This is a genomic window from Mesorhizobium erdmanii USDA 3471 (assembly GCF_000472705.1).
Classification (GTDB): domain Bacteria; phylum Pseudomonadota; class Alphaproteobacteria; order Rhizobiales; family Rhizobiaceae; genus Mesorhizobium; species Mesorhizobium erdmanii.
In genome coordinates, this window is the sequence record NZ_KI421453.1 from 116,236 (window position 1) to 140,574 (window position 24,339).

Consider the following 24,339-nt stretch of genomic DNA (forward strand, 5'->3'; position numbering starts at 1 on the left):
TTTCGTTTGTGCGATGACCATACCTACTTCGCGTTCGGGTTCGGCATCCAGGCAGGCATGGCGACATCGGCATGGGCGAACTGCGGCAGCTTGGCCGACAGGTCCTCCATGTTCTTGATGTCCTTGTCGATCAGTTCCTTCTGGGTGATCAGCGTCGGCGGCACGATCACGTTGTGGCCGGGATCTTCACCGGCGAGCAGTTGCGCCAGCGCGCGCACCGAAACCTGGCCGACAACGGCCGGATTGGTGGCCGCGGTCGCTGCCCAGGCGCTGTCGGGTTCGCGCATCGCTGCGATATCCGAGGTCGAGATGTCAGCCGAATAGATCTTGATCTTCTTGTTCAGGCCCGCTTCGTCGACGGCAATCTTCACGCCCTTGGCGAACTCGTCGTAAGGCGCGAACATCACGTTGATGTCGGAGTGGGCCGTCAGCACCGAGCGCGCCTGGTTGGCGACGGAGTTCGCGATCGGGTTGTCGAGCGTGCCAAACATCGCGACTTCCTTGATGCCGGCATATTTCTTCTTCACATCGACCCAGGTCTCGTTGCGGCGGTCGAGCGGCGCGATTCCGGCGACATAGACATAGCCGGCGTTCCAGCTCTCGCCATTGTCCTTGACCGCCTGCTCCAGCGCGAGCCGCGCCAGATCCTTATCCGACTGTTCGATCTGCGGGATCTTGGGATTTTCGACATTGACGTCGAAAGCCACCACCTTGATGCCGGCGTCGACCGCGCGCTGGGCGGCGTCCTTCATCGACTCCGTCAGGCCGTGCTGGATGATGATGCCCTGCACGCCAAGCGCGATGGCCTGGTCGACCATGTCGGATTGGAGGGCAGCGTCCTGGCGGCTGTCGAGCACGCGCAGGTCGATGCCGAGTGCCTTCGACTGCGCCTCGACGCCCGAGAGATAAGCCTGGAAGAAGTCGCCGGTCGAGAGGTAGCGCACCAGCGCGATCCTGACGCCGGGCTTGTCGAACGGCGCCGGCTTGTCCGCGGCAAGCGCCGGGACCTGCATCAACATGGTTGCGCCGGCCAGTCCGAGCGCCACCATTCCTAGAAGTCTTCTTGTGATCTTCACCTTGTTTTCCTCCACTCTTGTTGAACCCAAAATCCTGTCCGGCCGAACTACCCCCTGCCCCTGCCCGACAAGGCAAAGGTGAAGACAAGGGCGACGACCAGAACCACGCCCTTGACGAAATCCTGCGTGTAGTAAGGCGCGTTCATCATCGTCAGGCCTTGCAGCAAGATGCCGACGAACAGCGCGCCGACAGCGGTGCCGAAGGCGTTCGGCTTGGCGGCGCCGAGCACCGCGTAGCCGATCAGCGCCGCGGCAACCGCATCGAGCAGCAGATTATTACCCGAGGCGATGTCGCCGCGTCCAAGCCGGGCGGCGAGCAATATGCCGCCGATAGAGGCAAAAATACCCGAAATGACGTAGGCCCAGATCTTGTATGCCTTGACAGGTGCACCGGCGAGTTCGGCGGCCCGTTCATTGGAGCCGACCGCATACATCATGCGGCCGAAGCGGGTGTATTCGAGGAAGAACCAGATCAGCACGGCGAGCACGATGAGCACCACGACCGACACCGGAATCAGGTTCGGGATGAAGAAATCGAAGCGGTGGCGGCCGAGCGCCAGGAAGGCATCGCCGAACTTGCCGTTGGCGACCGAGCCGTCGGGCATGGTCATGCCGGTGGCGATCGAGCGGCCCTCGGTCGGGATGCGCTGCAGGCCGACGAGCAGGAACATCATGCCGAGCGTCGCCAGCAGATCGGGCACGCGCATATAGACGATTAGCCAGCCATTGATCAGGCCGACAATGGCGCCGATGAGCAGGCAGACGATGACCGCCACGACTGCGTTCTGCTCCAGCACCACCATGACATAGGCCGCTGCCATCATGGCCGAGGTGGCGACCGAGCCGATCGACAGATCAAAGCCGCCGACGACCAGCGTGGCGGTGACACCGAGCGCCAGAACGCCGGTGATGGCGACCGACTGGAAGATGAAGACGGCACTTTGCGGCGAGACGAAACCGTCGGCGGCGATCGCGAAATAAGCGACGAGCCCGAACAAAAGGACAATGAACCCATAGCGGATCGCGTAGTCGCGCAGCGTCATTCAGCGCTCCCGCGCGACGCCACCATTCTTACCCAACTCGGACCCATATGCTCTCCATTCCAATTCTATCGATCGCTACGCTCAGGCGGCGCTGTGCAGCGGTCCGCCGGCAACCTCGGCCAGCAGCCGGTCGAGATCGACATCGGCGTTGCGGTGTTCGCCGACGATCGTGTGCTCCGACATGACAAGGATGCGGTCGGCCGTTTCCAGCGCCTCGTCGAGTTCGGTGACGAACAGAAGCGTCGCGCGGCCATGCGCGCTTGCCCTGAGCTTGGCGGCGATGTCGCGCCTTGCTGAAATATCGACGCCCTGAAACGGCTCGTCGAGGATGAACAGCGTGGCATCCTGCGCCATCCAGCGGGCGACCATGACCTTCTGCTGATTGCCGCCGGAAAGCGCCGACATCTCGTCTTTCTCGGAGCGGCAGACGATGCCGAGTTCCTCGATCTGCCGGCGCGCGGTGGCGCGTTCGAGACGGCGCTTGAGCACACCCAGATTTGACATCCGCTTCAGGAATGGCAGGCTGACATTGCGCTCGATGTTGAAGCCGCCGACGATGCCGCTGCTGGCGCGGTCCTTGGCGACGAGAAACACGCCGGCAGCGATCGCATCGCCCGCCGATCGCGGCGCATAGGGAATTCCATTCATCGTCATGGTGCCGGCAAGCGGCTTGCGCACACCGAACAGCGTTTCGGCAAGTGCCGTCTTGCCAACGCCGACGAGCCCGGTGACGGCGACGACCTCGCCATCGCCAAGCGTTAGCGAGATCGGCTTGGCGCCCTGCGCGATGCGCAGGCCTTCAACTGTCAGGACCGGCTTGGCCGAACTCCTGACCACGATCTGGTCGAGATGGATCTTGCGGCCGAGCATGGCGTTGACCGCGCCTTCATAGTCGAGCGGCTTGGTATCGAAGGCGCCCGAAATGATGCCGTCGCGCATCGAGACGATGCGGTCGGCGAGCCGCCTGATGTCGGACATGCGGTGCGAGATATAGAGGATCGCCACGCCCTGCTCGCGCAGCCTGTCGACCAGGGCAAACAGCCGGTCGGCCTCGGCGCTGGAGAGCGAGGAGGTCGGCTCGTCGAGGATCAGCACTTTCGGCTGATGCGCCAGCGCGCGCGCGATCGCCACCATCTGGCGATCGGCCAGCGAAAGGTCGTTGACGCGGGCCTTGAGATCGATGGCCAGCCCCATGCGGTCGGCGACCGCCTTGGCCTCGCGGCGCACGCGGGCCGGATTGAACAGGGTCGGCACGCCCTTGCCGCTCAACCTGTCAAGCGTCAGATTGGTGGCGACATCGAGATCGGCGACCACGCCGTCATTGATGTTCTGGTGCACGGTGACGACGCCGGCGCGGATCGCTTCCGCCGGCGTGCTCGGCGCGAAATTCTGTTCGGCAAGCGTCATGGTGCCGCCGCCACGCTCGTAGACGCCGCTGACGATCTTGACGAGGGTGGATTTGCCGGCGCCGTTGGCACCCATCAGCACGGTGACTTCGCCGGAATGCAGCTCGAGCGAGATGCCGCCAAGCACCTCGTTGCGGCCAAAGGATTTCCTCAGTCCCTCTACGCGGAACACGGCATTGCCGACCATGCGTTCCTCCCTGACCGTGACGCTATGGACTATGTCGGCAATTGTCAACACGATTGACAATTGCCAGACGGCTTCCTAGCTTGGCCTCGCTGCCAAGGCTCCCTTATGATCGGAGCGCACAGGCGGGAGGGAGAAGAATGACCGGGAAATTGCCATTCGAAGCGTTATCGGTGGAGACGCTTGCAACGCGCCTCGGCAGGAACGAGGCGTTGAGTGCCAGGATTGGCAAGGACACGACACACTGGAAGGTCCGTGAGGTCGGCGACGGCAATCTGAACCTGGTGTTCATCGTCGAGGGCGCCAGCGGCGCCGCCGTGGTCAAGCAGGCCCTGCCCTATGTCCGCCTGGTCGGCGACAGCTGGCCGCTGCCGCTGAAGCGATCCTTCTTCGAATATCACGCTCTGACAAGGCAAGAGGCGCGCGCGCCGGGATCGGTGCCGGCGATCTATCACTTTGACGAAGGCCAGGCGCTGATCATCATGGAGTATCTGGCGCCGCCGCACGTCATTCTCAGGCGCGCCCTGATCGACGGGCGCCAGTTGCCCAACATTGCCAGGGATATCGGCCTGTTCATGGCCCGCACGCTGTTCCGCGGCTCCGATCTTTCGATGGTTGCCAGGGACCGCAAGGCCGACCTGGCGCTGTTCGCCGATAATGTCGAACTTTGCGATATCACCGAGAATCTCGTGTTCTCCGATCCCTATTTCGACGCCAAGATGAACCGGCATACGTCGCCGCAGCTCGACGGTCTGGTTGCCGAACTGCGCGCCGATCGCGACCTCAAGGTCGAGGCGCAACGCCTGAAACACATCTTCGCCGCCAATGCCGAGACGCTGCTGCATGGCGACCTGCATTCCGGCTCGATCATGGTCACCGACAGCGAGACCCGAATGATCGACCCGGAGTTCGCGTTTTACGGCCCGATGGCGTTCGACGTCGGCATGCTGCTCGCCAATTTCTGGATGTCCTTTTTCTCGCAACGCGGGCATGAGCAGAACGGAAAGCGCGATGCCATGCGCGCCTACCTGCTTGGGGTCACCGCCGAGACCTGGGCGGTGTTCCGCGCCGAGTTCTCGCATCTATGGCGCAGCGAGCGGACCGGCATGCTCTACCAGAAGAGCCTGTTCGAGGATCAGGGAGACAGGCTGGGCGCCGAGCAGGCGCTCGACCATGTGCTGCACGGGATCTGGACCGACCTGCTCGGCTTTGCCGGGATCGAGGTGCACAGGCGCATCCTCGGCCTAGCCCACAATGCCGATTTCGAGGCCATCGGCGATGAGGACCTACGCGCCTCCTGCGAGGCGAAGGCACTCAAATTCGGCCGTCACATCGCCGTCAACCGGCGCCAGATACACAGCATCGACGAGGTCAACACCCTGGCCGCCTTGATCGAACGGGAGAACAGCATTTGAACGTAGGCGACCGCCACTACCGAACCATCTGGCTGAGCGATGACGGACGTTCGGTTGACATCATCGACCAGCGCTGGCTGCCGCATGACTTTCGCATCGAGACGGTCAGCACCGTCGCCGGCATCGCGACGGCGATCCGCGACATGTGGGTGCGCGGTGCGCCGCTGATCGGCGTTACCGCTGCCTATGGCGTTGCCATGCAGATGGCGGATGACGCGTCCGACGAAGCGCTCGATGCGGTTTGGGAGGCGCTGCACGAGACGCGCCCGACGGCGATCAACCTGCGCTGGGCTCTTGATGAGATGCGGCGTTTCCTCGAGCCGCTGCCAAAGGAACAACGCGCCGCGGCCGCCTATCGGCGCGCCAGTGAGATCGCCGACCAGGATGTCGGATTGAACCGCGCCATCGGCGAGAACGGACTTGCCATCATCAAGGCGATCGCGGCGCGCAAGCCGCCGGGCGAAACCGTCAATATCCTGACCCACTGCAATGCCGGCTGGCTGGCGACCGTCGACTACGGTACCGCGACGGCGCCGATTTATCTGGCAACCGAAGCCGGTATCCCGGTCCATGTCTATGTCGACGAAACGCGGCCGCGCAATCAGGGCGCCCAGCTGACCGCCTGGGAGATGGCCGGCCATGGCGTGCCGCATACGCTGATCGTCGACAATGCCGGCGGCCACCTGATGCAACGCGGTGCGATCGACATGGTCATCGTCGGCACCGATCGCACCACCGCCGACGGCGATGTCTGCAACAAGATCGGCACCTATCTGAAGGCACTCGCCGCTGCCGACAATGACGTGCCGTTCTATGTCGCGCTGCCCTCGCCGACCATTGACTGGACGGTCCATGACGGGCTGGCCGAAATCCCCATCGAGCAGCGCTCGGCTGACGAGGTCTCGCTGGTGTGGGGCAAGACCGCCGGCGGTGAAATCGCCCAGGTACGCATCTCGCCCGAGGCGACGCCGGCCGCGAACCCGGCCTTCGACGTCACCCCGGCGCGGCTGGTGACCGGGCTGATCACCGAACGCGGTGTCGCCAAGGCTTCGCGCGAGGGCCTGAAGGCAATGTTCCCCGAGAGGGGATAGCCGGCAGTATCGGGCCGACCAACTACCGCGCGGATTTAGTATAGCGGCTTGCTCATGTGGTTCGGCGTTGGCCACTTCTCGGTGACGCCGGGCTGCACCGGACGCTCGAGATAGGTCGACAGCACCACATAGCTGCGCGTCGAGGTGACGCCAGGTGTCTCGTAAAGCCGAGCGAGGAGGCCTTCCAGCGCTCTCGTATCTTCCGTGCGGACCTTCAGCAGCATGCAGGTATCGCCGGCGACGGTGTGGATCTCCTCCACCTCCGGGTATTGCGAGACCGCCATCAGTTCCGGCGTCTTGCCCCAGCCCCTGGTGTCGATATGGACGAAGGCAAGCAGTGGCTTCTTCACCGCCTTGGGATCGATGATGACAGCGGTGCCGCGAATGGCGCCGCTGCGTCGAAGGCGCTTGACGCGCTCGTGAGCGGCTGGCGGCGAAAGACCGACGCGGTCCCCCAGTTCGGCATAGCTGACCGTGGCATCGTCGACGAGGACGCCTAATATTCTTCGGTCAATCTCGTCGATGTCGCGGGCCGCTGGTGTGTTCCGCCGAATGGTATCTGTTTCTTCATCCATATCGACAATCCTGATTGCCACGGAATTTAATACGGCCATTATGCTGATATGTCGAACAGCAATCAAGCCGCAGTGCCAGCCGATACCAGGCCGCCAATCCCGGCCCTCGCCTATCTGTTGACCGGATGCATCGCGGTGATCGGCTCGAATTCGCTGGTCCTAGGGCCGATAGCTCCGGCCGTGGCCGCGTCCTTCACAAGCAGCGTGCCAACCGTGATGATCGCGGCAGCCGCTTTTGGCCTTGGGACATCGGCGAGCGCCCTGTTCCTGGCCCGCCACATCGACCGGCTCGGCGCCCGCCGGATGCTGCAAGGGGCATTGCTGTTGCTGGCCATGGCCCTGATTGCCAGCGCTGCCGCACCGATACTGATCATGCTGGTCGCGGCCCAGCTGGTCGCCGGTATTGCCGCCGGCGTCGCCATGCCGGCGATCTATGCCAGTTCGGCGGCGATCGCGCCACCCGGCCGCGAAAGCGGCACCATCGGCGTCGTGCTGACCGGATGGACACTCAGCATGGTGGCTGGCGTTTCGCTGTCGGCGGTACTTGCCGATCTGGTGCATTGGCGCGCCGTCTTTGCCGCCGTCGCGATACTTACCGCCCTGGCATGGGTGGGGCTGACGATGTCGTCGTTAAGCGACGCCCGGAAAGCCGGGCCCGCACCCGCCCCATCGGAGGCGCTGAGCATTCCCGGAATTCTGCCGCTGCTGGTTGCCTGCGCCGCCTTCATGACCTCGTTCTACGGTGTCTATGGCTATCTGGGTGACCATCTTCATGTCGGCCTCGGAGAGCCGGTCAGCGCCAATGGGCTGGCCGCGCTCGCCTATGGCGTGGGCTTCGGCACGGCAGCACTTCTCGACGGTGCCATCGATCGGATGGGTGCCCGTCGCGTCATGCCGTTCGCCTATCTTCTTGTCGCCGCCGTCTATGTCGGCATTGCCGCGACAAGCGACAGTTTCAGCCTGACGCTCGCCATGGTGGCGGTGTGGGGACTAGCCAATCATTTCGGCTTGAACGTCCTGGTGACGTGCCTCTCGGCGCTCGATCCCTCACGGCGCGGCACGATCATGGGCCTGAACAGCGCGGTGACCTATCTGGCGGTCTTTATCGGCACCACCGGATTCGGGCCGCTCTATTCCAGCTTCGGGTTTGCCTTCTGCGCGATGGTCGCGGCGCTGCTCATGCTGGTTGCCGCAGCGGCGGCGGCATGGCGCACGCGATAAAGCGCGCTTCCTTGACACCATTGTTCCAGTCGACGGAACGTGATTGGCCAGCAGCCTTTCGTCCGGTTGACAGCGCAGCCCTGCCCTTCCATACAAAGCCCGTTAATGTTCTCAGGGCGGGGTGAAAGTCCCCACCGGCGGTAACGGTTTCGGCCGAAGCCCGCGAGCGCTTTCCAAGTCCACGCATCTGCGTGGACTCTTAAGTGCTAGTGCGTCCTCAACGCGTCCAAAAAGACGCGTGGCGCTCTAGTTGGAAAGGTCAGCAGATCCGGTGTGATTCCGGAGCCGACGGTTAGAGTCCGGATGAAAGAGAACGAAACGGAAAACGGACCGCTCCGGCGGGCCGGATTGCGTATCGTGCGTCCTGATTCTGGTTCGAAACGGAAGGATGGACCCATGAATCAGCATTCCCACAAAGACTATGAAACCACCCGCATCGCCGTTATCCGTGCGCGCTGGCACGCCGATATCGTCGACCAGTGCGTAAAGGCCTTCGAGGCGGAACTTGCCGACATCGGGGGCGATCGCTTTGCCGTCGATGTCTTCGACGTGCCCGGCGCCTACGAAATCCCGCTGCACGCCAAGACCCTGGCTGAGACCGGCCGCTATGCCGCGATCCTCGGCACGGCGTTCGTCGTCAATGGCGGCATCTACCGGCACGAGTTCGTCGCCGGCGCCGTCATCGACGGCATGATGAACGTGCAGTTGTCGACCGGCGTGCCGGTGCTTTCGGCCGTGCTGACGCCGCACAATTACCACGACAGCGCCGAGCACCACCGCTTCTTCTTCGAGCACTTCACCGTCAAGGGTAAGGAAGCGGCCAAGGCGTGTGTGGAAATTCTCGCCGCACGGGAAAAGATCCCGGCATGAAATCTTCCCGGCCGGGTGGAAATCGCGATAACACCCGGTAGTATTTGCGAAAAGTCGGGAGGATGCCGGTGCAGACCAAGAAGATCATCAATGACGGCAACCGCGCCGTCGACGAGATGCTCGAAGGAATCCTCGCTGCGCATCCTCGCCACCTCAGAAGCGCGGACGGCAGCCCGCGCTCGATCATCGCCCGCGACGGGCCGCGGCCCGGCAAGGTCGGCTTGGTGATCGGCGGCGGCTCCGGCCATGAGCCGACCTTTCTCGGCTTTGTCGGCAAGGGGCTGGCGGACGCGGCGGCCATCGGCAATGTCTTTGCCTCGCCGCCGCCCGATCCGATTCTGGAATGCGCCAAGGCGGTGAGCGGCGGCGCCGGCGTCCTGTTCATGTATGGCAACTATGCCGGCGACGTGATGAATTTCGACATGGCGGCCGAGATGGCAGCCATGGACGACATCGAGGTGCGCACCGTGCTGACCACCGACGACGTCGCCTCGGCACCGCACGACCAGCGGCACAAGCGCCGCGGCGTCGCCGGGAATTTCTTCATCTTCAAGGCGGCCGGCGCCGCCTGCGACCGGATGCTCCCCTTGGACGAGGTCGAGCGCATCGCACGCAAGGCCAACGACCACACCTTCACCATGGGCGTGGCGCTGTCGCCCTGCTCGCTGCCGCAGACAAGGCGGCCGAATTTCGAGATCGGCGCCGACGAAATGGAAATCGGCATGGGCATCCATGGCGAACCCGGCATCGCGCGGGGCACGCTCAAAACCGCTGACGAGATCACCGACGAGATGCTGGACAAGATTTTCGCCGAGATGGCGCCGAAACGCGGCGACACGGTCGCGGTGCTGGTCAATTCGCTCGGCTCGACGCCGCTGATGGAGCTCTACATCATGAACCGGCGGGCCAAGCAGCGGCTCGACGACATCGGCGTTTCCATTCATGCGACCTGGGTCGGCAACTACTGCACGTCGCTGGAAATGGCCGGCGCCTCGGTGACGCTTTTTCATCTCGACGAGGAGTTGCGGACCATGCTCGACCACCCCTGCGACTGCGCCATGTTCCGTGCCGGCTGACGAAAGAGCATTCCCGTGACCATCGACGCAGCTGACCTGAAGAGATTGTTCGATACGATCGCCGCGGCCATCGAGGCCGACAGAGACCGTCTCTGCCAACTCGATGGGGTCATTGGCGACGCCGACCACGGCATTGCAATGGCGCTCGGCTTCAATGCCGTACGCGACGCGCTGGCGCCGCTCGACCTTGCAACGATCGAGCCGACGGCTCTGCTCAACCTGGCAGCGAAGTCGTTCCTCAATGCCGTCGGCGCCTCGTCAGGCCCGCTCTATGCGACGGCCTTCATGCGCGCGGCCGCCGCCGTCAAGGGCAAGGCCAAGCTTGCAGACGCGGATGTCGTCGCCCTGTTCCAGGCCATGGCGCAAGGCATCAGGGATCGCGGCAAGGCGGAACCCGGCGAAAAGACGATGGTCGATGCCTGGCAGCCAGCGGCGGAAGCGGCCGCTGTCGCGCATGCCGCCGGCAAGACTTTGTCTCAGAGCCTCGAGGCGGCCCTTGCCGCCGCCGAGTCCGGGGCTGAAGCGACCAAGGACATGATCGCCGCCAAAGGCCGGTCCTCACGGCTCGGCGAGCGATCGCTCGGGCACATCGATCCGGGCGCGGCATCGGCCGTCACCGTGATCCGCGCGGTGCGCGACGGTCTTGCTTAGCCCTTCGCAGCATCGAGCCTGTCGATCGCCTGGACATTGCCGGCCGACGGACCCTTCTCGTCGAACTCCGAGGCCAGCCACGTGTCGACGATCGCCTTGGCCAGTTCCGGGCCGATGACACGGGCGCCCATGGTGATGATCTGCGCATTGTTGGATTTTGCCGCGCGCTCGGCCGAATAAGTGTCGTGGGTGAGCGCGGCGCGGATGCCCGGCACCTTGTTGGCCGAGATCGAGACGCCGATGCCGGTGCCGCAGAACAGGATGCCGCGCTCGTTCTCGCCGTCGATGATCGTCTGCGCGAGTTTTTGCGACAGGTCGGCATAGTAGCCGGCCTGGCTGAGATCGCTGACGGTGAGGCCGGGCTTGGTCGCCAGGTGGGCGGCGATGACGTCGAGCAGCGGCTTGCCGGCGCTGTCGGCTCCAATGGCTATTTTCATGGCTTTTTCCCTTTCGTGTTCGGATGATTTCAGATCGCCGCGGAAGCGCGGCGGAGGATGTCAATGTAGCCATCGGCCTGCCAGGCGGAGCGGCCGATGAACAGGCCGTCAATATTAGGCTGGCCGAGCAGTTCGGCCGCATTGCCGGGGTTGACCGAGCCGCCATAGAGCACCGGCGGCACGGACGGCAGCAGGCCGCCGGCTACCGTCTTGATCCGTGCCTGCTGCTTGTCGGCATAGTCGGCGCTGGCCGGAATGCCCTTGTCGCCGATCGCCCAGACCGGCTCGTAGGCAAACAGGATCTTTGCGCCCTTCGCCTCGCCTTCGAGGAATTGCAGGGCGCCTTCTACCTGGGCGCTCAAAACGGCATCGGCCTGCCCGCTTTCGCGCTCTGCCAGCGTCTCGCCGACGCAGATCAGCGGTATCAATCCGTGTTTCACGGCGGCCGCCGTCTTCAGTCCAACGGTGCGGTCGGTCTCACCAAAATGCTCGCGCCGTTCGCTGTGGCCGAGTTCGACCAGATCGAGCCCGCAGTCTCTCAGCATCAGCGGCGATATCTCGCCGGTCCAGGCGCCGGCGTCGGCCCAATGCATGTTCTGGGCGCCGACCTTGACGCGCGTCGACGACAGCGCCCGCTTGACCTCGCGCACCGCCGTGAAGGGCGGGATGACGAAAGGCTGGATGCGGTCATCGAAACCGGGGATGAAGCCGGCCAGCGCCTCGGCGAAACGCAGCGCCTCGGCAAGCGTCTTGTTCATCTTCCAGCTTGTACCAACCCAATAAACCACGCGTACGCTCCCTGATCCTCAATCGTTGCCGCCGACCACGGTCAGCGAAACACCGGCGTCATCCAGCGCCGCGCGCATGGAAGGCTCGGGTTCGCGGCCGGTGAAGACCGTGTCGAACGCGCTGAGATCGGTCAGAAAGTGCAGCGCCGTGCGGCCGAACTTGCCGTGATCGACCAGCAAATATGTACGGGTCGCCGCCGCCATCATCAGCCGCTTGGCCTGCACCACCTCCTGGTCCTGGTGGAAAGCCGAAGCACCATGGATGGCTGAAGACGACAGGAAGGCGACGTCGGCGCGCAACGATTTGAGCGAAGCCTCGGCGAGCAGGCCGAAAAAGCCGTGGAATTTCTTGCTGTAATGGCCGCCGAGCGCGATCAGGTTGATGCCGCCGGCACCGGCCAGGTCCTGGATGACAGCCAGGTTGTTGGAGATCACCGTCAGCGGCCGCAGCTCCGTCAGATGCCGCGCAATGCCGCCGGCCGTCGAGCCGTCGTCGATGATCACCGTCTGGCCGGGTTCGATCATGGCCACGGCGGCAGCGGCCAGACGCTGCTTTTCCTCGATCGCCTGCTTCTGCCGATAGCGGAAATCGCTTTCGAACAGGCTGCTCGGCTGGATCGAGGCGCCGCCGCGCACTTTGCGCAGGAAGCCGCTTTCCTCGAGTTCATCGAGGTCGCGGTGCACGGTCATCTTCGAGACGCCGAAACGCAAGGCGAGGTCGTCGACGCCCGCCTGACCGGCGTCCATCAGAATCTCCATGATGCCTTGACGCCTGCTATCGCTCTTCATCGCCGTCGACCGCCCAACACAGGACCTCAGGCCTTTGACCCAGATCAAGAGATAACATCCATCGTCGCAAAAGTATCAGAAATTTTGTGATAATGGGATAATTATTTGGGATATCCCGTTGGGGCTGATCGCGACGCTGTAACAAGAATTGCTGCCGGAACGGCCTGTCACGGTTGCGGTTGGGCCGAAATCCAGCCAGAAGCATCGGTGGGCTGGACGATGCGCGGACAGTCCGCAACCACCAGGTTTGAAACCAGATACGGGAGACTATTCGTTGGCTCGCATCACACTGAGACAATTGCTCGATCACGCCGCCGAATACGGCTATGGCGTGCCGGCCTTCAACATGAACAACATGGAACAGGGCCTCGCCATCATGGAGGCGGCGGAAGAGACCAAATCGCCTGTCATCCTGCAGGCAAGCCGCGGTGCGCGCGCCTATGCCAATGACGTGGTGCTGGCCAAGCTGATCGACGCGCTGGTCGAAATCCACCCCGACATCCCGGTCTGCATGCATCTCGACCACGGCAACAACGAAGCCACCTGTGTCACCGCGATCCAGTACGGCTTCACCTCGGTGATGATGGACGGCTCGCTCAAGGAAGACGGCAAGTCGCCGGCCGACTACGCCTACAATTCCGGTATCACCAAGCGCGTCGTCGACATGGCGCATTGGGGCGGCGTGTCCGTCGAGGGCGAGATCGGCGTTCTGGGATCGCTGGAGAGCGGCGGCGGCGAGCAGGAAGACGGCCACGGCGTCGAAGGCGCGATCAGCCATGACCAGCTGCTGACCGACCCGGAACAGGCCGTGCAGTTCGTCAAGGACACGCATGTCGATGCGCTGGCGGTGGCCATGGGCACCAGCCACGGCGCCTACAAATTCTCGCGCAAGCCGGATGGCGCGGTGCTGGCGATGAACGTCATCGAGGAGATCCACCGCCGCCTGCCGAACATGCATCTGGTCATGCACGGCTCGTCCTCGGTGCCGGAGGATCTGCAGGAGATCATCAACAAGTACGGCGGCCAGATGAAGCCGACCTGGGGCGTGCCGGTGGAAGAGATCCAGCGCGGCATCAAGCATGGCGTGCGCAAGATCAACATCGACACCGACAACCGCATGGCGCTGACCGGCGCGATCCGCAAGGTGCTGACCGAAAACCCGAGCGAGTTCGACCCGCGCAAATACCTCACCCCGGCAATGGCGGCGATGCGTAAGCTGTGCAAGCAGCGTTTCGAGGAGTTCGGCACCGCCGGCAACGCCCAGAAGATCAAGCCGTTGCCGGTCTCGGAAATGGCCAAGCGCTACAAGTCGGGCAGCCTCGACCCGAAATTCGGCTGAGTTCGGCCCACCGAAAATCTGGCTGCATCTTCGGGCAGGAGCCGCACAGGCTCCTGCCCGATCTCTATTCAGCCCTTGGCAAAAGGCTGGCCCTGCCGGCGTCGATGAACGGCGCCCAGTAGTCAACCGACTCGCGGATCATGGCGACGACCTGATGGTCGACCGGCTCGCGCTCACGGAACGACAGTTCGAGGCAGATCTCGTTGTCGGTGCCGCCGCCGCGTCGCACCGTCTCCAGCAGTTTTTCCGGCGTGATGCGGCCGTCCTTGTTGTAGGCCGATGTGAACGGCCAATGGCCGCCCTTGTTCATCGACGATTGCTTGATGTGGATGATCGGCGATTTGCGGGGAAAGGCCTCAGCCCAGGCATAGGGATCGATGTCGGCCGGGTTGCTCGAGGTGACGTCGCCATGGTCGATGTCGACCATCATCTCCAGCGGAATGGCGAAGCCGGCGGCGTCGATGTCGCCTTGCAGCTGCCTGCAGTTCTCGATGGTGTGGCCGAACTCGCGGCCAACCGACATCGGCTCCCAGAACAGGTAACTAAGGCCCGCCGCCCTGGCGTGTTCGGCGACCTCGCGCCAGCAATCCAGCGCGATATCGAACAGCCGCGCCCGGCGCGCGGCGTCGTCAAAGTCGCGGTGGGTAAAGATGGCGAACTGCGTGCCCATGCCGCTGGCGCCAAGCTCGGCCGAAATGTCGGCGAAGGTCTTGAACCAGTCGACATAGTAGCGGCGCACATCGGCGTCGGGGTGACCGAAATGATTGAGCCGGCCGTAAGGGCCTGTCATGCCCGAGGTAATCCGCACGCCGGTGCGGGCGAGCGCTTTGCGAAAGAGGCGGACGAATTTGACGATCGTCGCTGCCGGCCAACTCGGATTGACGAATTCATGCGTGAGCTGCACGTCGCGGATGCCAATCTCATGGGCGATGGTGTCGATCAGATCATCCGGATCGGCAAAACGGTTCACCAAGGGATTGGTGTTGAGGGAGAGCGTGAAGGCCAAGGCCGCTATCCCTCCCGGCGCCACGGCACGACAGTGAAGCGGAATGCCGTCATTGCAGCGTTGCTCCCTCGCGGTTGAGTTGCTGGCGGTATTTTTCAGCGTCCCAGTTCAGCAGCTCGGCATTCTCTCCCGCGGCGAGATAGTTGACGCGCGCCGCGCCATCGACGCGCTGGGCGACGTCGGCCAGGCAGCGCGCCATCGCCTCGGCACCGGCATTGGCATCCCGGCGCATCAGCACGCCCTTGCCGGGAAAGAGGATGGATGTCGGCGCGGCGGTCGTGCGGGCGACGATATCGGCCGCGTTCTCGTCGGGACCGGCGATCACCGAGCCGACGCCAAGGAAGATCACATGATCCGGATAAAGGCTGCCGGAGGCGGCGATGCGGCAACTGGCGAGATCGGTCGCGACGGCATGCGCCGCGGCCGAGGCCGGCAGCCGGTAGTCGCTTCCGGCGGCGAGCCGCAGCAGCGCATCGAGATCGGGCGGAGGGGCCGGCCGCGGCGGCCGGGAGAGCAGCCCGGTCACCCGTTGCAGGAGCAGGGCCGCTTCAGCGACCGTATCCGCGGCGATCACCAGCCCGTGATTGCCCAGCACCAGCACGTTGGTCGCGGGCTGCAGCCGCTCGGCGATCGCCTGAGCCAACGGCAGGCCGGGCCGGCGATAAGACACGAAAGCCCAGTCGAGGCCCCGCAAGCGCTCCTCCAGCAGGGCTTCGGCGTTGGCCTGCACGGTGATCGAGATCGTCTCGACACAATGGACATGGACGACGATCTTCTGCGGCAGCAGCGCGTGCACCGTCGTCTCGATGGAGGGCCGCAGCTGGCGGGGGTTGAGATCCGCCAGCGTGAATTGGCCGGCCTTCTCGGCTGCCGGGTTGCGATGCGCCACGGCATCGAGCAATGGTGCCAGCGCGACCGGGACCATGATCTCATCGTCGCGGGCGTTCTTCAGCCAGGTTCCCGAAGCTTTGATCCAAAGCACGCCGGCCTGCTTGATGGAGGTGTTGCCGCCGGCGCCCTGGACCAGCAGCGGGTCGGCACCGATGCTGGCCGACAAGGAGCGCAGCATGCGGAATTCGCCGGTGCCGTTATCGACGGGATGGACCATCAGCTTGCCCTCGCCAGACGGTTGACGCGCCAATGCTCGAAGGCCGCCCTCTCCTCGGCGGACAGATGCAGGCCATGCTTGGTGCGGCGTTCGAGAATATCGGCCGAAGTCACCGCCCATTCCCGGTCGAAGAGATAATTGGCCTCGCGCTCGAAAAAATCCTTCCCGAAGCAGCGTCCGAGTTCCTCGAGCGACCGCGCCGCGCCAATCAGAGCCCGCGTCCTGGTTCCGTAGAGCCGGCCGTAATGCTTGAGCAACGTGGCCGGCATCCAGGGATATTCGCGTCCAAGGTCGCCGAGAAACTGTTCGAAATCGGCGTTGGCGATGTCGCCGCCGGGCAGGTGTGTCGTCGCCGTCCACGGCTTGCCCATTTTGGGAAAGAACGGAATTATCTTGTCCAGCGCATGCTCGGCCAGTTTGCGGAAAGTGGTGATCTTGCCGCCGAAGACGGAGAGCAGCGGCGCCTGCGCGTCCGGCGCGTCGAGCTCGAAAATATAGTCGCGGGTCACAGCACTTGGGTTGTCGGCATTGTCGTCATAGAGCGGCCGGACGCCGGAAAACGAATAAACGACATCACCGCGCGCAAGGCCGCGCTTGAAGTAGCGGTTGACCACCTTGATCAGGTAGTCGATCTCGCTCTCGTCCGCCGCCACGTCTTCGGGCCGGCCGTCATAGGGAATGTCGGTGGTACCGATCAGAGCGAGATCGTTCTGATAGGGGTTGATGAAGATCACGCGCTTGTCGCTGTTCTGGATGAGATAGGCTTGCCGCCCCTCCCAGAACTTCGGCACGACGATGTGGCTGCCCTTGACCAGGCGCACATTGCGCCTGGAGTTCTGGCCGGCGACGCGGTTGACGATGTCGTTGACCCAAGGGCCGGCGGCATTGATCAGAGCGCGCGCCCGAACCACCGTCCGAATGCCCGTCCTGCCATCCTGCATTTCGACGACCCACAGGCCATTTTCGCGGCGGGCGGCGGTGCAGGCGGTGCGGGTGAAGACCCTGGCGCCGCGCTCGGCGGCGTCGAGCGCGTTGATGACGACGAGGCGGGCATCGTCGACCCAGCAGTCGGAATATTCGAAGCCACGCCGGAAGGCATCCTTGATCGGCGCGCCTTCCGGCGCGCTGCGCAAATCGAGCGTGCGGGTGGCAGGCAGCCGCTTGCGGCCACCGAGATGATCGTAGAGGAACAGGCCGAGCCGCACCAGCCAGGCCGGCCGGTCATCGGGGCTGTGTGGCAGCACGAAGCGCATCGGCCAGATGATGTGCGGCGCCGATTCCAGCAGCACTTCGCGCTCGATCAGCGCCTCGCGCACCAGGCGGAATTCGTAATATTCGAGATAGCGCAGGCCGCCATGGACGAGTTTGCCCGACCGAGAGCTGGTGCCTTCGGCGAGGTCGTCCTTTTCGCACAGGATTACAGAAAGGCCGCGGCCGGCGGCGTCGCGCGCGATGCCGGCGCCATTGACGCCGCCCCCGATGACGAAGAGGTCGACAATTTCGGGGTCGCCGTTCATGTCGCCGTGGCCTTCATGCCGATTTGAAAAGTCATGACCACTGCCTCAGCATGGATTGACCGGAGGGAGGCCCGCAATATAGCGGCGCACCTCCTCGGCGGCTTGCTCGGCGGCATAGGTCACGGTTCGCACCGAGGCGCCGGCGATATGCGGCGTCAGCGTCACATTGGGAAGCTGCAGCAAGGGCCAGTCCGATGGCACCGGCTCGACCGCGAAGGTCTCCAGCATGGCGCTGGCGATCTGGCCTGAAACAAGCGCGTCGTAGAGCGCGTCATAGTCGACCAGCGGTCCCCGCGCGGTGTTGACGAGAACCACCCCCGGTTTCATCCGCGCGATAGTGTCCTTGCCGATCATGCCGCGTGTCTCCTCGGTCACGCGGGGATGCAGCGTGACCACATCGGAACGGGACAGGAGATCGTCCAGCGCGACCAGTTCGACGCCGGCATTGCGATCTTCCGCGCTCAATTGCACATAGGGGTCGCTGACCAGGACGTTACAGCCGAAGGCACGCAGCAGGCGCACCACCTTGGTGCCGATATTGCCATAGCCGACGACGCCGACCGTCATTTCGCCGAGTTCACGGCCGGTGCGATCGGCGCGGTAGAGATCGCCGCGCCACTCGCCCTTGCGCAACGCCTCGTGGCCGACCCGGATCAGCCGCGTCTCGGCCAGGATGGCGCCGAGGGTGAACTCGGCCACGGCGGTGGCGTTGCGGCCGGGCACATTAACCACGGTGATGCCGTGCGCCCTGGCAGCAGCCATGTCGATGTTGATCGGACCGCCGCGCGAAACCGCGACCAGTCTGAGCGCCGGCAGGCGCTTCATCATCTCCTCCGACAGCGGCGCCAGCTGGGTGACGAGGATTTCGGCATCGCCGATGAAATCGACGACTTCATCGGGATGGCCAAAATACTCCTTGACCTTGTCGAGGCCGAGCGCCGCATTGCCGAACTGCATCGGCTCGTCGGGCCAGGCCGTCTGCAATGTCCTGATATCGAGATCGCCGCTCGCCACCTTTTCGATTTTGGCGCGAAACACCTCCGGAAGCATGAAGTTGTCGCCAATGATCGCTATTGTCTTATTCATACTCGACTTCTCAATTTGCCTGCGATGCCGCCATTGCGCGCCAGACCGGCCGCAACGCCTGGTGCGCCAACATGTAGGACGGGGTCACTCTGTCGTAGATCGCGGCGAGGTTCCGATCGCTCGGCTCGGCCTCGCCCAGCAGCGGTGTCACCCATTCGCCGACACACACATCCATGGACGGGTAAAGGCCGACGCAGACCGCCGCGATCATCGCCGCACCCGCCGCGCCCGCTTCCTCGCGTGCGCTGGTGCGAATATCGGCGCCCACCACCGCGCCCAGGATCTTGCGCAGCGCCGGGCTTCTGGCGGCGCCGCCGGTCAGGCGGACTTCACGCGGCAGCGGCCCCATGGCGGCGTAGCAATCGCGCGCCGCGAAGGCCAAGCCTTCGAAGACAGCTCGGACGAGGTCGGCATAGCCGTGCCGCGAGGAAATGCCTACGAACCCGGCTCTCGCATTGGCATCGACGAACGGCCCCCGCTCACCGGCTTCCGACACATAAGGCTGATAGAGCAGCGAGGCGGGTTGCGCGGCCGCGATCCAGGCATCGACCAGCGCGATCATCTCGCCATTGCTGCGCGAAATGCCCTGCGAAGCGAGAATACCGGAGGCAAGCCCAAGCACCCAGTCGATGTTGAGCGTCGCAGCCATGTTCGACTGCATCTGCGCGAACACGCCGGGTGACGGCATCGCCATAGTGTAGCCAGTCGCCGCGTCGTTCAGCTGGACATCGTCGGGGGTTTCGGCCAGCCGCATATGCATGCCGGTGGAGCCGATGATCGAGCAGCCGGGCTTGCGCTCACGGTCCAAGAGGCCGGCGCCAAGCGCGGTGCAGACGACGTCGACATAGCCGAGCACGACGGGCGTGCCGGCCAGCATGCCGGTGGCGTCGGCCGCCGCCTGCGACAGGCCGGTGCTGTGTCTTGTGCCGTCGACGATCGGCGGCAGCAGATGCCTGAGGTCGGCGACGCCGAGCACGTCGAGCACGTCGTCGCTATAGTCGCGGGTGTGGAAATCGCCGAAGGTGAAGGTTCCTTCGGATGGATCTGTGGCGCGTTCACCGGTCAGCCTGAAATAGAGCCAGTCCTTGCAATGGAACGCGGTCGCCGCCTTGCCAAGCATTTCGGGCATGGTGCGCTTCATGAAGACGAACTGCGACCCCTGCTGGCAGGCGGCGAGCCCGCTGCCGGTCCTTTCGAAGCGGAGCCGGTCCTCGGGCCGCGCGCGGATCTCTTCCACGACGGCGGCGGCGCGCGCGTCGAGCCAGAGCCAGCCCTTTGCTACCGGCTCGCCCTTCTCGTCGATCAGCCAGGTGCCATCGCCTTGCCCAGTGACCGCGATGGCGACGGTCCGCTTTGCGAGATCAGGCACCTTGTCGGCAAGCTGGCGCAAGGTCGTGGCGGCGTCGGCCCAGGTGCGTGTCAGATCCTGTTCGGCGCCGCCGCCCGGCAGCGTTTCGTAGTGATTGGGCAATGCCGCGGCGGCAATCTGCCGGCCCGCTATGTCGAAGGCGATGGATTTGATGACCGAGGTGCCGGCATCGATGCCGATCAGGATGTCACGCATCACGCCAGCTCCATGCCGTGCGAGATGGCCTCGCCGCTCGCCTGGTCGAAGACATGCAGGTTTTTCGGATCGATGCTGACATTGATCGGCGCACCCAGGTCGAGGCGCGTGCGGTCATGTTCGACCAGGACCAGCGAGCCGCCTGCAAAGTCCGCCGCAATATGCGTCTGGTCGCCGAGCCATTGGTTGGCCGAGACCCTGGCGGGAACACCCTCCTTCGAGCGCCGCACCGCATAGGGCCTGATGCCGATGACGACCCGTTCGCGGCTGAGCAGCTGGTCGCGAACCGGAGCGCTGAAAGCATCCTTGTCGTAGTCGAGCGACAGTCCGTCGGGCAGCCGCAAATTGATGCGGCCAGCGGCTGTCGCGACATAGGCTTCGAAAACGTTCATCGGCGGCTCCCCGACAAAGGTGCCGGTAAACAGGTTCGCCGGGCGCTCCTTGATCCGGTCAGGCGTGTCGAACTGCTGCAGCACGCCGCCTTCCATGACCGCGATGCGGTCGGCAAGCGCATTGGCCTCGGTCTGGTCGTGGGTGACCAGGATCGCGGTCAGGCCGCGCTCCTTGATGAAGTGCTTGATGCGGCCGCGCAGGACGGCGCGAAGCTGCGGTTCGAGCTGGCCCATCGGCTCGTCCAGCAGATGCAGATCCGCCTCCCGGATCAACGCCCGGCCGAGGCTGGCACGCTGCTGCTGGCCGCCCGAGATGGAGCTCGGATAACGTTCCAGTATGTCCTCGATCTCGAGCAGCTTGGCGATGCTGGCGACCTTGGCGTCGACCTCGCTCTTCGGCAGCCTTGCCGCCTTGAGGGCAAAGGCCATGTTCTCGCGGACCGTCAGCGGCGGGTAGAGCGAATAGCCTTCGAAAGCCATCGCCACGTTGCGCCTGACCGGCGGCAAGGTGTGCACCTGACGGCCGGCGACCGAGATTGCGCCGCGCGAAACCTCCTCGAAGCCGGCGATCATGCGCAGCGTCGACGTCTTGCCGCAGCCGGACGAGCCGAGCAGCGCCACGATCTCGCCCTTGGCGATTTCCATCGTCAGGTTCTTGACCGCGTGCACACCCCTGTCGATCGGGCCGTAGAATTTGTCGACGCCTGATATTGTGAGCGCGCTCGGGCTCATGCCGCTTCTCCGTTGCGCAGTTTGACGACATTCCTCGCGCCGATACGCTCGCCGCTCGCATGATCGAACAGCAAGGCGCTCTTGCCGTCGACGGCGATATGAGCCTTGCCCTCGTTACGTCCGAGCGTCCCGGCTGGACGCGAGACCAGGATTTCGCGGCCGCGCACGGTGCGCACCAGCGTCACGATCTTTTCGTTGAGCGGCGTCTCGGCCTCGACCGTCACGGGAATCGCACCCGGCTCATTTTCGCCGACGAAATGCAACGCCTCCGGCCGGAGCCCGATGATGCAGTCGCGGCCGATGGCGGTCTCGGAAGCCTCGGCGAGATGAACCTGGACATTGGACAGACCGACATAGATCCCCCGGGCGTCCCGCGCGGGCTTGACGTCGAGCAGGTTGATGGTCGGATCGCCGAACAGCCGCGCGATCTCGATATTGGCCGGCTCGCGATAGATCTGCTCGGGCGTGCCGAGCTGCCTGATGACGCCTTGCGACATCACCGCGATGCGGTCGCCGAGCGCCATGGCTTCCTTGTAGTCCTGGGTGACGTAGACGACCGTGGCGCCGCGATCGGCAAGCAGACGCGGCAGTTCCAGCCGCATCTCGAAGCGCAGCTTGGCGTCGACATTGCGCAAGGGATCGTCGAGCAGCAGCAGCGGCGGTGAGCCGACCAAAGCGCGGGCTAGCGCGGTGCGTTGCTTCTGACCGTTGGAGAGCGCACGCGGCTTGTGGGAGAGCACATGGGCGATTTTCAACAGCTTGGCGACGCTGTCGACGCCGGCCTTGATCGCGCCCGGCGACGACCGCTTGGCTTCCAGCGGCGTGGCGATGTTGTCGAACGTGCTCATATGCGGAAACAGCGCAAAATTCTGGAACGCCATGCCGACGCCGCGAAACTCCGCGTCGACATCGGTCATATCGTCACCGCCGATCAATATCTTGCCCTCATCCGGATCGATGACGCCGGCAACCAGCCGCAGCAGCACCGTTTTTCCCGCGCCCGATGGCCCGAACAGCACAAGGGTTTCGCCATCGGCAACGGTCAGCGACAGATTGTCGAGGACGGTCTGGCTCTTGTAGCGCTTGACGATTTTTCTGAGTTCGAGGCTGGCCATGTCTATCCTTTCACCGCGCCGAGCGAGAGGCCTTCGACGAGATAGCGCTGTGCGTAGAGGGCAAGCGCGAGCGTCGGCGTGATCGAGAGCACGATGGCCGCCGAAATCTGGCCGTACTGTATGCCCGAGGAGGTGATGAAGGCGAGCGCGCCGACCGTGACCGGCTGCTTGTCGGCCGATGCCAGCACCAGCGCGAAGACGAAATTGTTCCAGGCAAAGATGAAGGCGAGCAGGCCGGCGGCGGCGATGCCGGGCCCGGCGAGCGGCAATGCGATCTTGCGGAAGGTGGCGAACCAGGAATGGCCGCCGATGCGATAAGCATATTCGATATCGGCCGGAATATCCTCGAAATAGCCGCGCACGATCCACAAGATCAGCGGCAGGCAGATCAGCTGGTAGACCCAGATCAGCCCGATATAGGTGTTGGCGAGCCCGAGTTTCTGGAAATAGAGGGTGAGCGGCAACAGCACCAGCAGCGCCGGCGCGAACTTGAACGACAACAGCGTGAAAGCGATGTCCTCCGAGCCGCGGAATTTGTGCCGCGCGAAGGCGTAGGCCGCCGGAACGCCGAGCAGCAGCGACACCGCCACCGAAGTCACCGACAGGAACACCGAATTCCACAAATTGCGCATGAAGGCGATGTCGAGCGTGCCGGCCGCGGTCATCAACTTGCCGGTGATCAGCGCCGTGTAATTGGCGAGCGTCGGCTCGAAGATCAGTTGCGGCGGGATGCGCAGGATGGTTTCGTTGGTCTGGAACGACATCATGAAGATCCAGACAATCGGGAACATGAAGAAGATCACGACCAGCGTCAGAGCCACGCCGCGCAGGATGCGCTCGAGAAGCGAGGTGTGTTCCATCCCTGCCTCCTATGCCTGGCCACGGGCGCGTTCGCGCAGCCGCAGCCAATTCTTGATGAAGATGTTGGAGAGGAAATAGGTGATCGCCCACAGGATGATCATCAGCGCCGCCGAGCGGCCGACATTGGTCGACTGGAAGAAGTTGAGATAGGCCTCGACCTGGAAGACGGTCAGCGTGTCGCCCGGCCCGCCTTGCGTCATTGCATAGATGATGTCGAACTGCTGGATGGAATCGAGCAGTCGAAACAAAGTTGCCGTCAGGATGTAGGGCGTCAGCATCGGCAACGTGATGCGGAAGAAGACGAAGCTTCGCGGCACGCCATCGAGTGCTGCCGCCTCGAAGGGTTGCGTCGGCAGGCTGCGTAGGCCGGCGAGCAGCAGGATCATGATGAAGGGCGTGTAGACCCAGATGTCGACGAGCACGACGGTGAACAGCGCCGTCGACGGCGACGAAGCCCAGCGGAAATCCTGCAATCCGATGAGGCTGGCGAGATAGCTGAGCACGCCGAAGCCGGGATTGGTCATCAGCTTCCACATCAGCGCGGCGAGCGCCGGCGCAGTCATCAGCGGCATCAACAGCATGATCGAGATGAAGTTGTTCAGCGTCGAGCGCTTCTGCAAAAGCAGGGCGATGGCGAGGCCGAGAAGCAGTTCCAGCACGACGGTGGTGCCGGCATAGAGCAATGACACTTTGAGCGTGTTCCAGAATTTCGGGTCGGTGAAGAAGGAGATGTAGTTGTCGCCCCAGTTGAACTGCCGCGCCCAGGGCTGGCTCAGCCGGTAGCGCTGGAAGGAATAGACGACCGAGGTCAGGAACGGGATCAGGATGCCGATGCAGACCAGCAAGGCCGGCAGGCTGAGCACATAGGGCAGCACGCGCTTGCTGATCCTGAAGCCGGATGGCTTGGGCCTTTGCGATACCACCGCAGTCATCGAGCTGCTCCGTTGTTGCTGTCGCTTCGCCCTGCCGGCCGCCCAAGGGAGCAAGGCGACCGGTC

General features: G+C 64.0%; 23 protein-coding genes and 1 riboswitch. Of the genes, 7 read left to right on the top strand and 16 right to left on the bottom strand.

Annotated elements, in window-relative coordinates; all coding sequences use genetic code 11:
* Window positions 1-23: 23 nt before the first annotated feature.
* The 3 genes from A3AU_RS0128000 to A3AU_RS0128010 form a co-directional block, all read right to left on the bottom strand.
* Complete coding sequence (locus A3AU_RS0128000) at window positions 24-1,076, bottom strand: substrate-binding domain-containing protein (RefSeq protein ID WP_027055821.1); 1,053 nt, start codon at window positions 1,074-1,076, stop codon at window positions 24-26.
* A 47-nt stretch (window positions 1,077-1,123) separates the two neighbouring features.
* Entirely contained in the window at window positions 1,124-2,119 is a 996-nt protein-coding gene (locus A3AU_RS0128005) for an ABC transporter permease (protein WP_027055822.1), read from the bottom strand.
* A gap of 81 nt (window positions 2,120-2,200) precedes the next feature.
* Entirely contained in the window at window positions 2,201-3,712 is a 1,512-nt protein-coding gene (locus A3AU_RS0128010; RefSeq protein ID WP_027055823.1) for a sugar ABC transporter ATP-binding protein, read from the bottom strand.
* Between the two features lie 137 nt (window positions 3,713-3,849).
* Here A3AU_RS0128010 and mtnK point away from each other — a divergent pair, with 137 nt between their 5' ends.
* Both mtnK and mtnA read left to right on the top strand, forming a co-directional pair.
* Window positions 3,850-5,124: an S-methyl-5-thioribose kinase gene (gene mtnK, locus A3AU_RS0128015; RefSeq protein WP_027055824.1), complete on the top strand. Its 1,275-nt coding sequence runs from the start codon at window positions 3,850-3,852 to the stop codon at window positions 5,122-5,124.
* A complete protein-coding gene (mtnA, locus tag A3AU_RS0128020) occupies window positions 5,121-6,215 on the top strand; it encodes an S-methyl-5-thioribose-1-phosphate isomerase (RefSeq protein ID WP_027055825.1) in 1,095 nt (364 codons plus the stop codon). The genes mtnK and mtnA overlap by 4 nt, the downstream gene beginning before the upstream one ends.
* Before the next feature lie 35 nt (window positions 6,216-6,250).
* Here mtnA and A3AU_RS0128025 read toward each other — a convergent pair whose 3' ends face one another.
* Window positions 6,251-6,790, bottom strand: a complete 540-nt coding sequence (locus A3AU_RS0128025) for an Lrp/AsnC family transcriptional regulator (protein ID WP_027055826.1) — start codon at window positions 6,788-6,790, stop codon at window positions 6,251-6,253.
* A 48-nt stretch (window positions 6,791-6,838) separates the two neighbouring features.
* Here A3AU_RS0128025 and A3AU_RS0128030 point away from each other — a divergent pair, with 48 nt between their 5' ends.
* The 4 genes from A3AU_RS0128030 (at window position 6,839) to dhaL (ending at window position 10,608) form a co-directional block, all read left to right on the top strand.
* Window positions 6,839-8,011: an MFS transporter gene (locus A3AU_RS0128030; protein WP_027055827.1), complete on the top strand. Its 1,173-nt coding sequence runs from the start codon at window positions 6,839-6,841 to the stop codon at window positions 8,009-8,011.
* A 103-nt stretch (window positions 8,012-8,114) separates the two neighbouring features.
* Window positions 8,115-8,330, top strand: a riboswitch (FMN riboswitch).
* A 77-nt stretch (window positions 8,331-8,407) separates the two neighbouring features.
* On the top strand, window positions 8,408-8,881 hold the full coding sequence (locus A3AU_RS0128035) for a 6,7-dimethyl-8-ribityllumazine synthase (RefSeq protein WP_027055828.1): 474 nt from the start codon (window positions 8,408-8,410) through the stop codon (window positions 8,879-8,881).
* Window positions 8,882-8,943: 62 nt separating this feature from the next.
* A complete protein-coding gene (locus tag A3AU_RS0128040; RefSeq protein WP_209444676.1) occupies window positions 8,944-9,957 on the top strand; it encodes a dihydroxyacetone kinase subunit DhaK in 1,014 nt (337 codons plus the stop codon).
* A 15-nt stretch (window positions 9,958-9,972) separates the two neighbouring features.
* On the top strand, window positions 9,973-10,608 hold the full coding sequence (dhaL, locus tag A3AU_RS0128045) for a dihydroxyacetone kinase subunit DhaL (RefSeq protein ID WP_027055830.1): 636 nt from the start codon (window positions 9,973-9,975) through the stop codon (window positions 10,606-10,608).
* On the opposite strand, the gene derI is transcribed toward dhaL, so the two are convergent.
* The 3 genes from derI to A3AU_RS0128060 are packed head-to-tail and all read right to left on the bottom strand — an operon-like array spanning window position 10,605 to window position 12,622.
* On the bottom strand, window positions 10,605-11,045 hold the full coding sequence (derI, locus tag A3AU_RS0128050; RefSeq protein ID WP_027041287.1) for a D-erythrulose-4-phosphate isomerase: 441 nt from the start codon (window positions 11,043-11,045) through the stop codon (window positions 10,605-10,607). The two genes, dhaL and derI, sit on opposite strands and share 4 nt — an antisense overlap.
* Window positions 11,046-11,074: 29 nt before the next feature.
* Window positions 11,075-11,833, bottom strand: a complete 759-nt coding sequence (locus tag A3AU_RS0128055; protein ID WP_027055831.1) for a triose-phosphate isomerase — start codon at window positions 11,831-11,833, stop codon at window positions 11,075-11,077.
* A gap of 18 nt (window positions 11,834-11,851) precedes the next feature.
* Window positions 11,852-12,622, bottom strand: coding sequence for a DeoR/GlpR family DNA-binding transcription regulator (locus A3AU_RS0128060; RefSeq protein ID WP_027055832.1), 771 nt, complete (start codon window positions 12,620-12,622; stop codon window positions 11,852-11,854).
* A 274-nt stretch (window positions 12,623-12,896) separates the two neighbouring features.
* Here A3AU_RS0128060 and fba point away from each other — a divergent pair, with 274 nt between their 5' ends.
* The gene (gene fba / locus A3AU_RS0128065; protein ID WP_027055833.1) at window positions 12,897-13,961 is read left to right on the top strand and encodes a class II fructose-bisphosphate aldolase; all 1,065 of its coding nucleotides are present in this window, start codon (window positions 12,897-12,899) and stop codon (window positions 13,959-13,961) included.
* A 64-nt stretch (window positions 13,962-14,025) separates the two neighbouring features.
* Here fba and A3AU_RS0128070 read toward each other — a convergent pair whose 3' ends face one another.
* Genes A3AU_RS0128070 through A3AU_RS0128110 form a run of 9 tightly spaced genes read right to left on the bottom strand, consistent with a single transcriptional unit; the run spans window position 14,026 to window position 24,274 of the window.
* Window positions 14,026-14,967, bottom strand: coding sequence for a sugar phosphate isomerase/epimerase family protein (locus A3AU_RS0128070; protein ID WP_027055834.1), 942 nt, complete (start codon window positions 14,965-14,967; stop codon window positions 14,026-14,028).
* 49 nt (window positions 14,968-15,016) lie between these two features.
* On the bottom strand, window positions 15,017-16,075 hold the full coding sequence (locus A3AU_RS0128075; RefSeq protein ID WP_027055835.1) for a class II aldolase/adducin family protein: 1,059 nt from the start codon (window positions 16,073-16,075) through the stop codon (window positions 15,017-15,019).
* Window positions 16,075-17,592 (bottom strand): glycerol-3-phosphate dehydrogenase, encoded by a 1,518-nt coding sequence (locus A3AU_RS0128080; protein ID WP_027055836.1) that lies wholly within the window; start codon window positions 17,590-17,592, stop codon window positions 16,075-16,077. Before A3AU_RS0128080 ends, A3AU_RS0128075 begins: the two co-directional genes overlap by 1 nt.
* 45 nt (window positions 17,593-17,637) lie before the next feature.
* On the bottom strand, window positions 17,638-18,678 hold the full coding sequence (locus A3AU_RS0128085) for a 2-hydroxyacid dehydrogenase (RefSeq protein ID WP_027055837.1): 1,041 nt from the start codon (window positions 18,676-18,678) through the stop codon (window positions 17,638-17,640).
* A 10-nt stretch (window positions 18,679-18,688) separates the two neighbouring features.
* A complete protein-coding gene (locus A3AU_RS0128090; RefSeq protein WP_027055838.1) occupies window positions 18,689-20,242 on the bottom strand; it encodes an FGGY-family carbohydrate kinase in 1,554 nt (517 codons plus the stop codon).
* Window positions 20,242-21,366 (bottom strand): ABC transporter ATP-binding protein, encoded by a 1,125-nt coding sequence (locus A3AU_RS0128095; protein ID WP_027055839.1) that lies wholly within the window; start codon window positions 21,364-21,366, stop codon window positions 20,242-20,244. The genes A3AU_RS0128090 and A3AU_RS0128095 overlap by 1 nt, the downstream gene beginning before the upstream one ends.
* Entirely contained in the window at window positions 21,363-22,481 is a 1,119-nt protein-coding gene (locus A3AU_RS0128100; protein WP_027055840.1) for an ABC transporter ATP-binding protein, read from the bottom strand. The genes A3AU_RS0128095 and A3AU_RS0128100 overlap by 4 nt, the downstream gene beginning before the upstream one ends.
* Before the next feature lie 2 nt (window positions 22,482-22,483).
* Window positions 22,484-23,341 (bottom strand): carbohydrate ABC transporter permease, encoded by an 858-nt coding sequence (locus A3AU_RS0128105; protein ID WP_013896836.1) that lies wholly within the window; start codon window positions 23,339-23,341, stop codon window positions 22,484-22,486.
* Window positions 23,342-23,350: 9 nt separating this feature from the next.
* Window positions 23,351-24,274: a carbohydrate ABC transporter permease gene (locus A3AU_RS0128110; protein WP_023777019.1), complete on the bottom strand. Its 924-nt coding sequence runs from the start codon at window positions 24,272-24,274 to the stop codon at window positions 23,351-23,353.
* Window positions 24,275-24,339 lie beyond the last annotated feature (65 nt).

Excerpts from the sequence above, each read along its gene's own strand:
- A3AU_RS0128005 (WP_027055822.1), bottom strand. The coding sequence starts at position 2,119 with ATGACGCTGCGCGACTACGCGATCCGCTATGGGTTCATTGTCCTTTTG.
- A3AU_RS0128010 (WP_027055823.1), bottom strand. The coding sequence starts at position 3,712 with ATGGTCGGCAATGCCGTGTTCCGCGTAGAGGGACTGAGGAAATCCTTT.
- mtnK (WP_027055824.1), top strand. The coding sequence starts at position 3,850 with ATGACCGGGAAATTGCCATTCGAAGCGTTATCGGTGGAGACGCTTGCA.
- A3AU_RS0128025 (WP_027055826.1), bottom strand. The coding sequence starts at position 6,790 with ATGGATGAAGAAACAGATACCATTCGGCGGAACACACCAGCGGCCCGC.
- A3AU_RS0128030 (WP_027055827.1), top strand. The coding sequence starts at position 6,839 with ATGTCGAACAGCAATCAAGCCGCAGTGCCAGCCGATACCAGGCCGCCA.
- A3AU_RS0128035 (WP_027055828.1), top strand. The coding sequence starts at position 8,408 with ATGAATCAGCATTCCCACAAAGACTATGAAACCACCCGCATCGCCGTT.
- A3AU_RS0128040 (WP_209444676.1), top strand. The coding sequence starts at position 8,944 with ATGCCGGTGCAGACCAAGAAGATCATCAATGACGGCAACCGCGCCGTC.
- derI (WP_027041287.1), bottom strand. The coding sequence starts at position 11,045 with ATGAAAATAGCCATTGGAGCCGACAGCGCCGGCAAGCCGCTGCTCGAC.
- A3AU_RS0128060 (WP_027055832.1), bottom strand. The coding sequence starts at position 12,622 with ATGAAGAGCGATAGCAGGCGTCAAGGCATCATGGAGATTCTGATGGAC.
- A3AU_RS0128075 (WP_027055835.1), bottom strand. The coding sequence starts at position 16,075 with ATGGTCCATCCCGTCGATAACGGCACCGGCGAATTCCGCATGCTGCGC.
- A3AU_RS0128080 (WP_027055836.1), bottom strand. The coding sequence starts at position 17,592 with ATGAACGGCGACCCCGAAATTGTCGACCTCTTCGTCATCGGGGGCGGC.
- A3AU_RS0128085 (WP_027055837.1), bottom strand. The coding sequence starts at position 18,678 with ATGAATAAGACAATAGCGATCATTGGCGACAACTTCATGCTTCCGGAG.
- A3AU_RS0128090 (WP_027055838.1), bottom strand. The coding sequence starts at position 20,242 with ATGCGTGACATCCTGATCGGCATCGATGCCGGCACCTCGGTCATCAAA.
- A3AU_RS0128095 (WP_027055839.1), bottom strand. The coding sequence starts at position 21,366 with ATGAGCCCGAGCGCGCTCACAATATCAGGCGTCGACAAATTCTACGGC.
- A3AU_RS0128100 (WP_027055840.1), bottom strand. The coding sequence starts at position 22,481 with ATGGCCAGCCTCGAACTCAGAAAAATCGTCAAGCGCTACAAGAGCCAG.
- A3AU_RS0128105 (WP_013896836.1), bottom strand. The coding sequence starts at position 23,341 with ATGGAACACACCTCGCTTCTCGAGCGCATCCTGCGCGGCGTGGCTCTG.
- A3AU_RS0128110 (WP_023777019.1), bottom strand. The coding sequence starts at position 24,274 with ATGACTGCGGTGGTATCGCAAAGGCCCAAGCCATCCGGCTTCAGGATC.